The organism is Pseudarcicella hirudinis (assembly GCF_900115665.1).
GTDB lineage: Bacteria > Bacteroidota > Bacteroidia > Cytophagales > Spirosomataceae > Pseudarcicella > Pseudarcicella hirudinis.
Genome location: NZ_FOXH01000005.1, coordinates 389,314 through 404,591, shown reverse-complemented (window position 1 = coordinate 404,591; position 15,278 = coordinate 389,314). Strand labels below are relative to the sequence as shown.

Annotated in this window: 18 protein-coding genes and 1 tRNA gene; 9 read left to right on the top strand and 10 right to left on the bottom strand. The window is 37.1% G+C overall.

Going from position 1 to position 15,278, the window contains the following annotated elements:
• Positions 1 to 67: 67 nt before the first annotated feature.
• Positions 68 to 1,501 carry a glycoside hydrolase family 125 protein gene (locus BM179_RS11750; protein ID WP_092017063.1) on the bottom strand — a complete coding sequence of 478 codons (1,434 nt, stop codon included), beginning with the start codon at positions 1,499 to 1,501 and terminating at the stop codon, positions 68 to 70.
• Between the two features lie 240 nt (positions 1,502 to 1,741).
• On the opposite strand from BM179_RS11750, the gene cysC reads away from it, so the two are divergent.
• Positions 1,742 to 2,260 (top strand): adenylyl-sulfate kinase, encoded by a 519-nt coding sequence (gene cysC / locus BM179_RS11745; RefSeq protein ID WP_092016983.1) that lies wholly within the window; start codon positions 1,742 to 1,744, stop codon positions 2,258 to 2,260.
• Here cysC and BM179_RS11740 read toward each other — a convergent pair.
• Complete coding sequence (locus BM179_RS11740) at positions 2,250 to 3,227, bottom strand: sulfotransferase domain-containing protein (protein WP_092016980.1); 978 nt, start codon at positions 3,225 to 3,227, stop codon at positions 2,250 to 2,252. The genes cysC and BM179_RS11740 overlap by 11 nt on opposite strands.
• Before the next feature lie 3 nt (positions 3,228 to 3,230).
• Positions 3,231 to 3,932: an aspartyl/asparaginyl beta-hydroxylase domain-containing protein gene (locus tag BM179_RS11735; RefSeq protein WP_092016977.1), complete on the bottom strand. Its 702-nt coding sequence runs from the start codon at positions 3,930 to 3,932 to the stop codon at positions 3,231 to 3,233.
• A gap of 145 nt (positions 3,933 to 4,077) precedes the next feature.
• On the opposite strand from BM179_RS11735, the gene BM179_RS11730 reads away from it, so the two are divergent.
• The 6 genes from BM179_RS11730 to BM179_RS11705 all read left to right on the top strand — a co-directional run bounded on the left by BM179_RS11730 (position 4,078) and on the right by BM179_RS11705 (position 8,856).
• A complete protein-coding gene (locus tag BM179_RS11730) occupies positions 4,078 to 4,950 on the top strand; it encodes a hypothetical protein (RefSeq protein ID WP_092016975.1) in 873 nt (290 codons plus the stop codon).
• Positions 4,943 to 5,866 (top strand): tRNA (adenosine(37)-N6)-dimethylallyltransferase MiaA, encoded by a 924-nt coding sequence (miaA, locus tag BM179_RS11725; RefSeq protein WP_092016973.1) that lies wholly within the window; start codon positions 4,943 to 4,945, stop codon positions 5,864 to 5,866. Before BM179_RS11730 ends, miaA begins: the two co-directional genes overlap by 8 nt.
• Before the next feature lie 232 nt (positions 5,867 to 6,098).
• Positions 6,099 to 6,183: transfer RNA gene (locus BM179_RS11720), tRNA-Ser, on the top strand.
• 244 nt (positions 6,184 to 6,427) lie between these two features.
• Positions 6,428 to 7,618, top strand: coding sequence for a site-specific integrase (locus BM179_RS11715; RefSeq protein WP_092016971.1), 1,191 nt, complete (start codon positions 6,428 to 6,430; stop codon positions 7,616 to 7,618).
• 63 nt (positions 7,619 to 7,681) lie between these two features.
• Positions 7,682 to 8,083 (top strand): hypothetical protein, encoded by a 402-nt coding sequence (locus BM179_RS11710; protein WP_143095213.1) that lies wholly within the window; start codon positions 7,682 to 7,684, stop codon positions 8,081 to 8,083.
• Between the two features lie 200 nt (positions 8,084 to 8,283).
• Complete coding sequence (locus tag BM179_RS11705) at positions 8,284 to 8,856, top strand: hypothetical protein (protein WP_092016967.1); 573 nt, start codon at positions 8,284 to 8,286, stop codon at positions 8,854 to 8,856.
• Between the two features lie 50 nt (positions 8,857 to 8,906).
• On the opposite strand, the gene BM179_RS11700 is transcribed toward BM179_RS11705, so the two are convergent.
• From BM179_RS11700 to BM179_RS25055, 7 genes are all read right to left on the bottom strand, one after another.
• Positions 8,907 to 9,161, bottom strand: coding sequence for a hypothetical protein (locus BM179_RS11700; RefSeq protein ID WP_092016965.1), 255 nt, complete (start codon positions 9,159 to 9,161; stop codon positions 8,907 to 8,909).
• 18 nt (positions 9,162 to 9,179) lie between these two features.
• Positions 9,180 to 9,398 (bottom strand): helix-turn-helix domain-containing protein, encoded by a 219-nt coding sequence (locus BM179_RS11695; protein ID WP_092016963.1) that lies wholly within the window; start codon positions 9,396 to 9,398, stop codon positions 9,180 to 9,182.
• Positions 9,399 to 9,408: 10 nt separating this feature from the next.
• The gene (locus tag BM179_RS11690; protein ID WP_092016961.1) at positions 9,409 to 11,736 is read right to left on the bottom strand and encodes a hypothetical protein; all 2,328 of its coding nucleotides are present in this window, start codon (positions 11,734 to 11,736) and stop codon (positions 9,409 to 9,411) included.
• Between the two features lie 86 nt (positions 11,737 to 11,822).
• Positions 11,823 to 12,014, bottom strand: coding sequence for a hypothetical protein (locus BM179_RS25060; RefSeq protein ID WP_143095212.1), 192 nt, complete (start codon positions 12,012 to 12,014; stop codon positions 11,823 to 11,825).
• 106 nt (positions 12,015 to 12,120) lie between these two features.
• Positions 12,121 to 12,345, bottom strand: coding sequence for a hypothetical protein (locus tag BM179_RS11685; RefSeq protein WP_092016959.1), 225 nt, complete (start codon positions 12,343 to 12,345; stop codon positions 12,121 to 12,123).
• A 135-nt stretch (positions 12,346 to 12,480) separates the two neighbouring features.
• Positions 12,481 to 12,684 (bottom strand): hypothetical protein, encoded by a 204-nt coding sequence (locus tag BM179_RS11680; RefSeq protein WP_092016957.1) that lies wholly within the window; start codon positions 12,682 to 12,684, stop codon positions 12,481 to 12,483.
• A gap of 64 nt (positions 12,685 to 12,748) precedes the next feature.
• Positions 12,749 to 12,961: a hypothetical protein gene (locus tag BM179_RS25055; RefSeq protein WP_143095211.1), complete on the bottom strand. Its 213-nt coding sequence runs from the start codon at positions 12,959 to 12,961 to the stop codon at positions 12,749 to 12,751.
• A gap of 265 nt (positions 12,962 to 13,226) precedes the next feature.
• Between BM179_RS25055 and BM179_RS11675 the strand changes: the two genes are divergently transcribed.
• Together BM179_RS11675 and BM179_RS11670 are read left to right on the top strand one after the other, a co-directional pair.
• Positions 13,227 to 13,736 carry a DNA-packaging protein gene (locus tag BM179_RS11675; RefSeq protein WP_092016955.1) on the top strand — a complete coding sequence of 170 codons (510 nt, stop codon included), beginning with the start codon at positions 13,227 to 13,229 and terminating at the stop codon, positions 13,734 to 13,736.
• 2 nt (positions 13,737 to 13,738) lie between these two features.
• Complete coding sequence (locus BM179_RS11670; protein WP_092016953.1) at positions 13,739 to 15,112, top strand: PBSX family phage terminase large subunit; 1,374 nt, start codon at positions 13,739 to 13,741, stop codon at positions 15,110 to 15,112.
• Positions 15,113 to 15,278 lie beyond the last annotated feature (166 nt).

Genomic DNA, 15,278 nt, shown 5'->3' with positions numbered 1-15,278 from the left:
TTAGGACAAAAGAAGGAAGAGAAAAAAATAAAATTTCTCTTCCTTCTTTTGTCTTGTAGCCCGGCTTCTATAACACTTTGGCCAATAAATGAGGGCGTTCTTTTTCAATTTTCAGAATACACTCTCCAAACAAGGTATTTACCCAGGCAAACCATTTACGGGTGAATTTCTCAGGATTGTCTTTGTCGAACGACTCATGAATGAAACCTGTACTGGCATGAGTAGCTTTCAATAATTTCAATTGAGCCAGAATCTCTGCATCACTGACAGATGTCAGCGCTCTCGACAAAATTCCCATCGGCCAGATCTGATTTACCAGGGTATGTGGACTACCGAGACCTTCTCCTGCTTTTCCTTTAAAGAAATAAGGATTATCTTCACTTAAGGCGAAACGTCTGGTATTCTGATAGACAGGATCTTGTGTTGAGCAACATCCCAAGTAAGGTAAGCCTAATAAACTTGGAATACCGGCGTCATCCATTAATAAGTGATTTCCGAATCCATCTACTTCAAAAGCGTAAATTTTTCCGTATTTCGGATGATTATAAACCGCATATTTTTTCAGGGCATTTTCTACTTCCAATGCCAGTGCTCTGCATTCTCCGGCAAAAGATTTATCCTTAAGAATACTTTCTGACATTTCTGCCAGCTGACGGAACGATGTAACAGCGAAGAAATTGGACGGAATAAATAACGGATAAATTGTGGCATCATCTGAAGGACGGAATGTGCTGTAAATCAGTCCTACAGGTCTGGCAGGATTTCCGTATCCGTTACCCGGAACAGTATCTGTTGACCAGGCTGTTTCTCTGCCGAAATGATATGGACCATTTCCGTTTTTTCTTTGCTGCTCACGGCAGGTTTTGAGAATCAGTTTAGAAGCTTTAGCCCAGTCTTCTCCAAAAGGGCTATTATCGCCGGTTTTTTTCCAGTAATGATAAGCAAGCCTGATCGTATAGCAAAGAGAGTCAAGCTCCCATTTACGCTCATGCAATTCAGGTTTCATATCAGTGATATCCTTATACCATTCGCTATGACCTGGTTTATCATAAAAAGCATTGGCATATGGATCAATCAGAATGCAATGTGTCTGACGATTAATAAGTCCTGCCACCATCTGCTGTAAAGTCTGATCTTCCTTCATCAAAGGTAAATAAGGCCAGACCTGGGCAGTGCTATCCCGAAGCCACATGGCAAAAATATCTCCGGTGATCACAAAGGTATCAGGTTTACCATTGAGGGTACTGAAATTGACAGTGGTATCAATTGTATTCGGAAAACAGTTTTCAAACATCCAGGCAAGTTCCTGGTCTTTGATCACTTTCTTCATCCTTTCAATAGTTGCTTCTACAGCCGGACTTTTGAATTTTCTCTGATCAGCCGGAATACGGACTGTTGGAAATGCAGGGGAGGAATTTACTGCCAGGATGTCAGAAGAGGTAGCGGCCAGTAATCCCAGGCTACTGATAGCGGTATGGCCTAAAAAGGTTCTGCGATTCATTTTATTGGGTTCTGATAACAGAAACGAGGCTTCTGCAATCATTAGTTTTTTAAAAACGGATAAAGTATTAAAATATAAAAAGAATAATTTTGAGGCAAGATACTCCTGACCTCTGAAATTTCAATGATGAATTATCCGCCCGAAGCAATAATCTGAAAAATCAGTACAAATCATTTTTCGAAAGAATGTATCTTTGAAAACTTATTATTAATCCATAAAGTTGAAATTATTCTTAAAATTATGCCATTTATTCAGTTCACGGGTCTTTCAGGAGCAGGAAAAAGTACTTTAGCCAATCAGGTAAAAAAAGCGCTTACCCAAAAAGGGCATCAGGTTGAAGTCATTGACGGAGACGTATTCCGGCAGACTTTATGTAAGGATTTAGGATTTTCTAAAGAAGATCGTCATGAAAATATCAGAAGATTATCATTTGTAGCCAGCCTGCTTTCGAATCACGGAATTATTGTTATTGTTGCTGCAATTAATCCTTATGATAAAGTCCGGGAGGAAATGCGGGAAAAATACCAGGCGAAAACCGTCTGGATAAATTGTGAATTAGAGACTTTGCAGGAAAGAGATACCAAGGGCCTTTACAGACGTGCAGCTTTGCCGGAAGGTCATCCGGAAAAACTGCATAACCTCACAGGAATCGGAGATACTTATGAAATTCCTCCGAACCCTGATCTGATTATTCACTCCCATCTTGAAAATATTGAAGAATCTTCCCAAAAACTGATCAACTTTATACTTAATCTTTAGCGATTTCAAGGTCTTTTTGCTGTTTTTTCAATTCTTCAAACAAATTCATAGTCGTTTGAAGCCATGAAGGAATCTGAGGTGCCGGCATTTTTTCTGAAAAAGGCTGGTCGGGGAATTTGGAATGAAAACTACTTCTTTTTTCCATTTCCTCCAGTTCATTTTCCTCAAATGTCAGGTTGGCAAAAAGAGCTGTTTCCCTGATAATATTCATAATTCCGTCATGATAATTGAGCAGAAGAACATTAGGATCTTTTTCAATAATATCCTGGTAAACCTGAAAATACCGCTCTAAAACCAATCCTGTATATTGATCCATTGGCATGGCAGAGATATGTTCCGGCTCAAATCCGAACAATTCCGGCTCAATTACATGCTGCACAGCCTGCATTCCGGGTTGTTTGATATGCGATTGCAAAACCTCAAACGGAGATCTGAATAACAGAACAAAAGGCGTTTCAGGATAGAGTTTACGGAAAATCTCATAGAAAAAGATATGCCAGCTGTCGAGTTTGATAAACAGAGATTTCTCCTGACCATTTCTTTTCTGTCCCATTAATTTGATGGCAGCACTCAGCAATTCTTCTTTTTGTGGGGCTGAAAGCTGCTGATTTCTTAAGATATCATCGAAAAAAGGAACTTCTGCCAGTGAAATATGGGCTTCATTTAAACCTAAAAGCTGGGAAATGAGTGTTGAGCCACATCTTGATACGTGGAAAATAAAAACATCCGGTTCAAGGTGTTCTATTTCTTTAGCGGCTTCTGTCAGTAATGCTGCATTTGAAATTGTAGTATATATTCTGGAATTATTAGCAAGAGCGAGGCATTTTAAGGTCGTTTCATCAAAAAACGGATCTGTAAAGCTGATATTTTCGGTATAGAGCCACCTGATTGATAATTTTTCAGAGCTGTTATCAAACCGGTATGGAATCCAGTTGAGTAAAGGATGGGTATCGGGTTTGGAATACATTTTTCAGGAAGTTTGGGCTATTTCTTTCTTCAATTGAGCAATAAGGTTTCTGGCACCTTCGGTATCAATTCCGGATAATTCTTCAATCATTTGCAATTTGGTTTCTGCCGGAATTTCGTTCTTTTTCCTTTCTTCCTCAAAGTCATAACCAGCTTTCCCGAATAATTCATCTGACCACTCATTTCTTTTGCAATCCATGATAAGATGCACCCTGTTGGTTTTACTTCTGTTTTCAACACTGTGAGGCAGGTGAAAATCCGCATACCAGCACTCTCCGCTTTTCATAGGGAGTTCATACCCGCCGACTTTAAATGAAACATCTGGAACAGTCTGGATAGGAATATGGATTCTGAAAAAACCAAATTCATATCCTGCATGAGCATCCGTATGTTCCTTAATAACACTTCCCGCTGCCAGTGACAGCAGCCGTACCGCTTCTTTTTCACATTGAAAAGACTCAATAATCTCTCTGAAATAATGGCATTCCTGCAAGACAGGTGTGTTAATATAAGCTTGTTCTGTATAATGAGCACTGATGTCACTCTCTCTGCCGGAAGCAGACCGGAGTGAAATACTGGTCCAGCTGCCCTCAAAATCCTGCTGATTAAAATGTTCAGGCCACTGAATTTTCAGACATTTGCTTAAATCTTCAGCTAACTTTGTTTCATCAAAATGAAATGGAAATTTGAAAAAGATATTTTTCATTGAAAAATGTAAGATTTTGAAAGGTAAATGGTGCGTTTTCACAGAATAAACAGGTGTAATATTTGACCTAAGTTAATGAAAATTTGAAAAGAAATTCAAAACGTTTTTCAGAAAAGCCCGGAATCAAAAAGTTTATTTTAACAGCATGAGTGAATTTGAAAATGAAATAGTGAATTGGCTTAACGAAGATTTGCTCATTGAATCTGAGGAAAAAAGTAAACATTTTCCCGAAAACGATTTTTTAATATTGTTGTTTCCTGAAAAGCTGATAGCCTTACATCTGATTGATATCCAGAGGTTCGAAAATATTCAGCAAGATAACAAGCTCTCATTTCAGGAACTTTCTGCACATTATCAGGCACTTGGATATAAAATGATTCACCTTTGGGAGGATGTCTGGAAAAACCGGAAGGAATTGGTTAAATCCCGTCTGGAAGTAAGTTTCGGAAAGTTCAGAAAAATTAATGCCCGTCATTGTTATGTAAAACGGATTGATAAATTGCATTCTGAAATGTTTTTGCAGGAAAATCATTTGCAGGGAAGTGTTAAATCCAAGTTTAAATACGGCCTGTTTCTGAAAAAGCAGTATGTCGCCAAATATGTGCCGGAAGCCAGTGGAGAAGATGATTTGCTGGTTGCGGCTGCTACTTTCAGCAGCGGAAGAACCATGAAATGGGGAGAAAGAAAAGATACCCGCTCATATGAGCTGCTGCGTTTTGCCGGTTTGAAAGGCTTTGTAGTAATCGGAGGATTTGACAAACTGCTGAAGGCATTTGCAGAGGAACAAAAACCTGATGACGTTATGACGTATGCTGACCGGGATTGGTCGGATGGAAGGAGTTATGAAATGCTGGGCTTTGAAAAAACGGATATGTTGCCACCGCAATGTTATCTGCTTGATAAAAATACGTTTCAGAGAGTATCCTCAGCTGATAAAAAAGCAGAAAATGAACATAATTTATTGAAAGTATGGAATGCAGGGAGCATAAAGTACAGGAAGGTTTTTAGGCATGAATAAGAAATTAATTACCATACTCGGGCCGACAGCCAGCGGAAAAACGCATTTGGCAGTAAGGTTAGCTGAAAGACTGGGAGGGGAGATCATCAGTGCTGATTCCAGACAGGTTTATAAGGGCATGGATCTTGGCACCGGAAAAGACCTTGAAGAGTATGTTTTTGATGGTAAACAGATTCCTTATCACCTTATTGATATAGTTGAAGCAGGAGAGTCCTACCATATTTTCAGATTTCAGCAGGACTTTCAAGCGGCTTTTCAGGATATTATAGCAAGAAATAAGGTTCCTGTTTTATGCGGAGGTTCAGGAATGTACCTTGAAGCAGTGCTGAAAGGCTATGAATTTACTTCTGTTCCGGTTGATGAAAGTTTGCGGGAAGAATTGTCTTTAATGACAGAAACTCAGCTGACGGAACTGTTTCAGCATAAAAAATCGGATTATACGGATCTGGCAGATATTTCAACCAGAAAGCGTTTACAAAGAGCGGTGGAGATTGCGGTATTTTTGGAAAGAAATCCTGATTTTTCATTAAAAACACCTGAAACCCCGCAAAGCATTATTTTCGGACTCAATCCTGATGTTGAAATCCGGCGAGAAAGAATTACCCGGCGCTTGCATCAGCGTTTACAAAACGGAATGATAGAAGAAGTAGAAAAACTTCTGGATGCAGGTGTTACAGCAGAAAAACTGATATTCTATGGTCTGGAGTATAAATTCATTACACAGTATCTTCAGGGAGTACTTGATTATCCGACAATGGTTGAAAGGTTGAAGGTAGCGATTCATCAATTTGCCAAGCGGCAGATGACATATTTCAGGAAAATGGAAAAAGACGGACTAAAGATCCATTGGCTTTCTCATCAAAATCATGGAGATCTGATGCTTGAAGAAATTTCAGACCTTCTTGAGCGAAATTAAAAATGAGAATATTGGTTTTTAGCTTAAAAACCCTGTTTTTGAAGTGAATTAAGAGATTTCCGAAAATATTTTCATTTTTTTTCTCACTTTATTTCCTTGTTTTACAAATAGTTAAAGCCTTTGCCGCAGAAAACTTTTATTTTTTTTCTAATCAGGGCTTGCGTCGTAAAGATAAGACTGCTAATTTTGCAGTGTCAAAAGACAAAAAGGAAGTCTGAAAGACAAGAAAAACAGAGAGATGGCAGAGTGGTCGATTGCGGCGGTCTTGAAAACCGTTGACTGTCAAAGGTCCGGGGGTTCGAATCCCTCTCTCTCTGCGCAATGTTTACTTTAGCTTAATTACTCAGGTAGTTAAGCTTTTTTTTCGTCTACATGGCAGTTTTTTGAAAAAGCTTACGAAATGGTAATTAATTAGAAAAGGGTTACAAATGGGTAACACTTTCCATGTTTTGGGTAACACTTTTGCTACGTAATCAGATTGAGCCCTAATCTGTAATTGCGACACTAAAGTGCGAGGTTGGAGAGGGGTAGTAATGCACCCTTGCCACGCCAAAACATATTATGATTAACACTATGACCATTTTGTTTTATCTAAGAAAAAGTAAAAAGCCGGGAGGCCTTGGCCGGATTAATTGCAGAATAACAGTAAACTCCGAAAAAATACATTTGGAGAATACTAGAATAAAAGCTGATCCGAAAGACTGGGACCCGGACAAACAAAAGTTTAACAAAAATTCCGAAAGTGCTAAGACCAACAATCTTAGGCTTGACGCAATAACGGCAAAACTAAATACTATTTATCTCGACCTTGAAAGTAGAGGTAAAAGGGCAACTGCTTCAGAGATTAAATCTATTTATTTGGGTAATACAAAATCGTATTACAAATTCAGCGAAATAAAAGATTTGTTTTTGGCTCAGGTTTTAGCGGTAGCAAAAAAAAAGAAGGTAACCGGGGAGGGCAGATGGAGCATGAGTACATACGATTCTTACAAAGATAGGCTACATCAATTTTCTTTGTATCTCGAAAAAAATAACTTGGAAGGTATTTTTGCTGACGAAGTGAAAAAAGGAGTAATAAACCGATTTAGATCTGAGAAAGAGCAGGCAGTAGGTAGGGTCTATTCCGGAAAGCTTTGCCAGGCTGTAAAAACATGCTTAATATGGGCTTGCGATCAAGACTATTTGGAGCAAAATCCTTTAGAGCCGGTAAAGATTCACATTCCTAATATTGTTGATACTACGCATATTTCTAATGAAGAATTGAATTTGTTAGAAAATACTGAGTTGAGTGTAAGGCTTAGGAATGTTATTGACTGCTATTTGTTCAGCTGTTATACTGGGTTGTCTTACATAGACATAAAAATTATAGGGCCTTCAGACGTGGTTGAGATAGATGGAAGAATATGCCTTAAAAAACCCAGACAAAAAAGTGAAACTCCATTTTTTATACCACTTATAGCCAAGGCAAGAAACTTGTTGGATAAATATGGAGGAATAAAAAGCTTCGTTTTGCCTGTAAAAAGTAATAAAGAAATGAATATGCTTTTAAGGGTTGCAACTGAAAAGTGTGGTATTCAAAAATATTTGTGGTATCACACAGGTAGAAAAAAATTCTCTGATACCCTAATAAATGAATACAACATGACCAAGACAGCTGCTATAGCTGCAATGGGTCAAACTAATGAAAAAGAACTTGATGCGTACGTTAGGGTACGAGATAAAAGGGTATTGGCTGAATTTCCAAATATCTAATATTTAGTAATCTGTTTAACCCTATTCCTATCATAAAAATAGGAAAACCCAGAAATAAAATCTATGAATCTTCTTAATGCACACGCTGAATTTTACGATGCTATAGGTAACCCTACCCGGCTGTTATTGCTGTGTGTGCTAATGAAAGTTAATCACAAAAAAATATTTGTAACCGATCTAATTTACTGCACCGGAATAAGCCCCAGAAATATTACTATTCTTGGAAAATGCTTGGAAAACCTCAATTATTTGACTGTAACAAGAGACCAAAGGTATGCCAGCTGGCATCTTACAGAGCATTTTATAACTATATTTGCTCCGATAATAAAGCCACTTTTAAATTCTCCTGAGGTTGAGGAATGTCTTTTACGATTAAAAGAACGAGAAGAAAAGGGAGAAATGGTTTATGAAAAATATTCTGAGTATTTGAAGACAAAAAAGAATTCAAAAACATTTGGATATTAAATTTTGAGAGTTAAATTTACTGTTAATCGAACCATTTAGGAATTGAAACAATTTGATTTTTAAGCTAAATTTTAGCAAAACTTTAATCGAACCGTTTAGGATGCCAAAAGCCCTTGAAATGATAAGTTTCAGGGGTTTTTGTATGTGAAATATCTACACATTCTTAACAAACGTTTAAACTAACTATACCAATAAATTTTATGACAAAAAAGCCATACAACCGGATAGTAGATGGGCTTAAGAAATGTAATAAATGTGAAATAATTAAGCCTATCGAACAATTTGGTAAAACCTATCGTTCAAAATGTATTCAATGTTGTTACGAATTGCGTTTAATAAAATCAAATATTGAAGGCAAAAAAAAATCAGTCAAAAAACGCGTAACATATACAAAAAGAAACAATAAGTTTACATTTGAAGAAGCTAAAGCATGGAATTTTAAAAACCTGAAACCTACAAATTACAAAGAATATAAACAGATGTATAGAGATGGGAAATTGCCTGTTCGAATGTGTTCTATAGGCCATTACCAAAAACATATAGAATATACTTCACTTAGTAATTTTATACCTGTTAGAGAGAAGAGATTCACACTTGATGAATTTAAAGACTGGGTGTTGAAGAATCTATACCCAGCAGTAAAAGACAGTAACACATGGGATAAATATACTAAAGGTCAGTATCCGGAATTACCCAACATTCCAGAGCAGGTAGTTTTGAAACCGCATAAGCACTACCCGGGTTTCAAATGGGGGTATGTTTTTGGAAATTAATCAAAACCCCTGAAACTTATCATTTCAAGGGTTATATTATTTTATTGATATTAATTGAGGTTGTTAAACGCCCATTGCCCTTTTGGTACAGGCATAGAGAATTTAACATCTCTAACTATTACAAATATCTCTCCGGATCCGTCTAAGAACTCGTTAAACTTTTCATCCAGAATATCGGACGTGTCTAAGTCGGGGAATTTCTCCCCTAAAATCTTAACCATTTTTTCTACATTATTATGCCATCCTATTTTGATGGCTATTGAAATGGTGATAAAATTTAAGTCATGTGTTTTCTTAATGTTCATATTGAAAAATAAGGTTGTTTATTCTTTTACATCAGTATACCGGTAAAACTCTATTTTTATAAGAAATCCGCAAGCTTCTGCATATTTTTCAATGCTTGATATGCCAAGATTTCTTTCCCCGGATTCCATGGCCAGGATGGCTTTTTCATTAAACGAATTTCCCATCCTTTCAGCAACCTCCAAAGCGGTCATGCCGCTCTGGATTCTAATTTTTTTTAATTGTTCGGCATAATTCATATTCTTTTATTTAAACCCACTCGGCAATGTTTTCATTGCAAACTGGGCAAATTTCGCAATCTGGATGCACTTCTGCATCGCAGTATTCGCACAGTACTTCACTTCCTGGCAATAGTTCATTGCAAGGTATTAAAGAAATTTCTTCTTTTTTTATTGTAGGTTTAAAAACTGAACCTTTTATTTTTTTAATAGGCTCGTTGCTTTCTGAAAGTAGCCATTGTGTGTTTCCATCCATATAGCTACAATCTGAGGCCATTTTTTCATTGAAGGTTTCGTTCCCCTCATTCAATAAATTTTTAATCCTACCGGTGATTCCGTATCCGGTATCACCGACAAGGACACGGTTAATGCCAAGTTTACCCAGAAGCAATTTGCTTGCCTCTTTGTATAAATAAGCAATTGACTCCGAATAATCCATGCTGAGTGACTCTATTGAGTCAAAAACTAAGTCCCCTTTTTTGCTTCTCCACGCCCATGACTGAGCAATTATTTTCCCAGCCTTTTCAACAACATAGAAGGCAGACGTTTCGTCTCTAACCCCGTGCTTTGCACAATCTGAAGCTGCACCGTGAAGGTGCTGGCAACAGTTTGTATAAAGCCCTAATAAAGCGCCTTTGGGGTCGTTGTATTCAAGTTTTCTGAATACAAAATCGTTATTATTTATACGTACATCCGGGCAGCTTTCCGCTACTTTTGTGCTTTTGTACAACGTTTGATACCTTTCGAAAGTACTTTGATCCAGCCTCAACTCAAAGCATGCTTGAGCGCATGCGATATTTGTGACATTGTCGTAATGAAATTGGCTGGCGATTTCCCTTAATTCCGACATACTTTTAGGCAAACGGCCTAATTTGTCTTCAATATTGTTCCAGTTCCCTGAAAATTTCAATGCATCTAGGTGTTTCATTACAAAGTCCTTCCAGCCGGGGCTGAAAATTTGCTTTGGGAGATTAAATTGGCCTAAATCGTGAATATAAATATCAGGTCTGGAATAATTTTGGCTGGAGAAATATTTTACAAGACTTTGTAAATCCCCGCTTTTAGGCAATTTGTCGCCAAAATATTGAGCGTGAGATATGTAAGAAAATTTTGCAATCTCACTCTCACTTCCAAATAATGTAGCAAGATTGAAATTTGGCAAAAGCATTGATTTGTCATTTCCAAATTCCTTACAAAGTTTAATAAAGGTTGAAGCACCTTTTTTATGAATAGATAATAAGTTTGGATTTGGAATTTCCGAGTTTTTTCCTTCGAACGGACAGCGTCCATATAATAAAAACCAAGCTGCCCGATTGGGCAATAGTTTAGCCTGTTCTTTTTTAGACATCCCCATGACTTCTTTGGCATACTCGTAATTGAGTATGCCGTAATGGGCTGTACACTCAAAGCCTTTTATTTCAGACATGTCAACGGCATATGTTTTCATGTTTGTTATTAAAGCCAGTCTAACTGGCAGTGAAGAAACTTTGCCCAATCTAACATAATCCTTGTATTTCAAGGATGGTGTAAAATAATCACCATTTATGTCACATTCTGATTTAGGCTGCCACTTTTGTGCAAACCTCTTGCCTTTCAGGAAGGCATAAGTTTCATCTGCACTCGCATTTTTTCGAATATTATCCAAAAAAAGTCCACTATCATAACGGCCGTGGTTTTTGCCGATTATGTGTAAATGCTTCAAGATTATTCTGAATTTTGGGCAATCTTTTGCCCCTGAAAGAAACCACGCTTTCGCAATTAAATTAGGGCTTACACCCCAAACGCATTGGCTGTCCCATGCACCGAAGCCTTTGCCGGCCTCCGTTTGAATGACACCTTTTTTGTAAAGGTAATCCGGCCGCCTTTTTCCGTGGTTTATATCGCTTTTTTTCCATGATATTTCTTCCCATATTTTGAATGCCAAGGGATTTACCCCCGGATGATTAATGGTGGCCTGATAATAGTTAAGGCCTACTTCACGGGCTTTTAATTTAGCAAACTTAACGTCAGACGGACATTCCCAATATTCTTTGTTAATACTGAAAAGAATGGTTTCAACGGAGGAGATTCGATAATTGATCTTAATAGTTTTCAAGCACTCAAGATTGTACTGAGTGTATGGTATTTCGCAGCAAAAGCTGTCTATAGATTGTGAGGTAAGATACTTCATGAGATACCTCTCATACTCAGCCTTCAATTTTAATGGGCAATATTCGTAGGGCTTTGTAGAAATAAACTCTTCATCCTCTACGATTTTTTTAATTTTCTGGGTACTCATGTACCCTTTATATTTCGCAGACTTATCTGCATAAACTTTGATATTGTTGTTTTGGAATGTACGGATTGTTAATTGTGTCATGATGGATCGATATAGCACCTCGAATGGGGAGATTTAAGTTTTTTTGTATTCATCCGGGCGAAAACGCCCTGGTACGATTACTGCTCTTAAAAAGAGTAAACATAATATTTCACTTCGCCATTCTCTATGGCCTTTTTATAAAAGGCATTTATGCCTTTGGCGGCTAATTCTATACATCTTTCTCTGCACCATTTTGTATCGTAAGCATTGCCTTGGTATGTGTGGTTTGATGAAGAAGACGCTAATTTAGTATTTGCTGAGTTTGAGAAAGTTGTCATGGTCTTTGTTGTTTTAATAAGAGAACCGTTTCCCTTATTGTTGAATCAAAGTTAAGCATTAGTTTTGAATAATGCAATACTTTAATCAAATATTTTCAGGTTTTTATTAAAAATCTTCAGCCTCTTGAATTTTGGAGAGAATAAAATTATTGTAATGCTTTATAGCTATTTCTACAAAAGCAGTCTGGTTTTTCTGCTCACTGAGAATTTCAATAACTTCAGGGGAAAGGCGGAAAGTCCGGCCAGTCGCTTTTGAGGAAAGGGGTTTACGACCCTGTCCACGTCCGGCGCCACCTCGTGGCTTGCCGGTATATTGAGGTTTTTCTTCCATACTAAATCTCCATTAAATTAACTTTTTGAGAAGAGCTGTTAAGCCCTTCGTTTGCGGGCAGTAGTCTGCATTTGACTGCGTTACTATAAAATGCAGTCAATGAGATGATTGTAAAACTGAAAAATTGTCCTACATCTACATTTGAATATTTTGGATAATATCCGCCTTCCGAATCAACAGAAATCTGACCACCGTAGCTTCATCAGATGTTTCAAAGAAAATGTCTCTGAGTATTTCAATATTTGACCCAATTCCTAAGGAAACTACCGGATTAAACCAGCTTGTTTTAATTTTGCCGGAATATCTCATGTCTGCTGAAATTTTTTCTAAATTTTTCATGATTTTTATTTTTTGTTTTTAGGTTAAATTTTTATAAAAAGGCGGTATTACCCGCCCTGATTTTTTATTGATATTTTTCTTTTATTTGCACTCCAAGTTCACTACTAAAATCGTAGTTTTTTAAGAAATTGGAGAAATATGACTCTGTAGCGAAATTACCTAATCCTTTTCCTCTATATTCTTCATGAATTTCATCACAAAGGTTATCGAGAAGGTCGCATTCAGAGCCTGGTAACTTTGTAATTTCGTTAAAGATTGTTGCTTGTAAAGTTGTCATTTTTCTTTCCGATATAGCACCTCGGTTGGGAGGGGTTTAAATAAGAGAACCGTTTCCCTTATTGTTGAATCAAAGTTAAGCATTAGTTTTGAATAATGCAATACTTTAATCAAATATTTTACGGGTTTTTTCAATTATTTTTTTGTAGGTGATTTAAAACAATAAGGTTCTAAGGATTCCGGAAGACGTACAAAAAATATATTTTTAATATATTCCAAAATTGATATATTAGAATTTTGTAATTTGCTTACAAATAGAAAAAGGTATGGCAGCTCCAGCGGGTAATAAATTTTGGCAGAATAGAAGCAGGCACGGAAGGGATAAACTTTTTGAAAATCCTGAATTGCTTTGGGGTGCTGCATGTGAATACTTTCAATCTGTAGATGATAACCCTTATTTAGTTCAAGAGCAACGCAAAGGGCAAGTTAATCTTAAAATTGATGCAAAGTTAAATGCTGATGCGTTGAGTGATATAACTGATGCCTTAAATCCATTGATTTCAATTCCAACAATTCGACCTTACACAATTGCAGGTTTATGTATATACGTAAATGCTTCTCGTTCTTGGTGGAATAGTTTTAAAGACTCAGCATCAGAAGATTTTTTGGAAGTCATTACACGCATAGAGGAAATTGTCTATGTTCAAAAGTTTGAAGGTGCAGCGGTTGGGGCTTTTAACGCAAATATTATCGCAAGGGATTTAGGGCTGGCAGATAAGCAAAATATTGATCTCAGCACTGATATTGTTGTTGAGTACACGGGTTTTGACGAATAGATATGAAGCTGAGTATTGATAAGAAGCTGTTTAATAAAGCTTATTGGGTCATATTAAACGCTTTTAAAAGGTTTGTTGTCATATACGGAGGTTCAAATTCTTCAAAAAGCTGGTCTAATTATCAGGCTTTAATGATTTGGATAATGACACAACCAGCCGGGAGCAATGCTATAGTTTACAGAAAAGAGGGTTCAACACTTAGAAATTCTGTATTTGAAAACTTAAAGTTGGTAGCTCAGCAATTTAAATCCTCTCACCTTTTTAATTTTTATTACTCAGGGGATAAAAGAGAAGTTATTTGCAAAAGAAACGGCAACAAAATAATAATGTCTGGACTAGATGATCCGGACAAAATGAAGTCAATCGTTGGAATAACTAGGGTTGTTCTGGAAGAGGCAGACGCATTTACTCAGGCTGATTTTATGGAGCTTGAACGGAGGTTTAGAGGTAAATCAGGAATACAGTTTTTCGTAATCTTTAACCCGGTTTCTGAACATCATTGGATTAAGAAATTACTTTTTGATACTAATGCTTATTCAGACCGTGCAGAACATCACAAATTCACAATTGATGACAACCGGTTTGCAACTGAAGATGACTATGCAGCATTAGAAGCGCAAGAGGCGGTTGATGAACAGCAATACAGGATTTACAGGTTCGGGGAATGGGGAGTAATAAAAGCCGGGAAACCTTATTTGCTGCATTTAAAAAGGAAAGTGAACGGCTTAAAGGCTGAAATAAACCAAAGGACGGGGTATTATTTCACATTTGACTTTAACGTCAAAAACTCAGTTTTGGTTTGGCAAAAGTGGCAGACTAGGGAAGGTTGGAAAGTGCAATGTATCGAAGAAATAAGAATCGGAGGCACGGAAGATACAGACCTGGAAGCTATTTGTAAGATTCTGGCAGACAAGTACAGATTTTATCAAATATTTTATTCGGGTGATGCATCCGGAAACAATAGAAGCGCTTTGACAAAAGGAAATGCCGAAGCCTTCCGGCTGGTTGACGGTTATTTGAAAAGATACGGATGTAGGTATCTTACTTATGTCAAGCTAAAGGGCAACCCAAGGCGCAAAATGAGCCGTTTTGTCTGCAATGCGATAATAAAACAACTCGGTTCAAACTTTGTAATTGATGAATCATGTGTAGAGCTGTGGGCTGATGTTGACCGGGTGCCAATTTCATCTGATGGAGATTTGGACAAACCTTATTGCGATAAACATGATATAGGTCACTTGCTCGACTGCTTGAGATACTTTGTTTGGGTCTTCTGTTATGACATTTGGACTGAGGTGAAAAAAAATATTTCAGTTCCCAAAGAGTTTTCTAACGACAATCAAAACACCCAATTTGATGCTTACTCAGAAGATTAGATATAATATTAGAAAATTTATATGTTTTTTAGAATAAATGCGGGATTATTAATTCAGTAAATTAAAATAATACAATAAAATTATGGACTTAGACAGCGGAACAAGTGTTATTATTGGGTTTGTGTTTGGGGTTTTGTATGTTTTATGCTCCGATTTGTTCGATTTA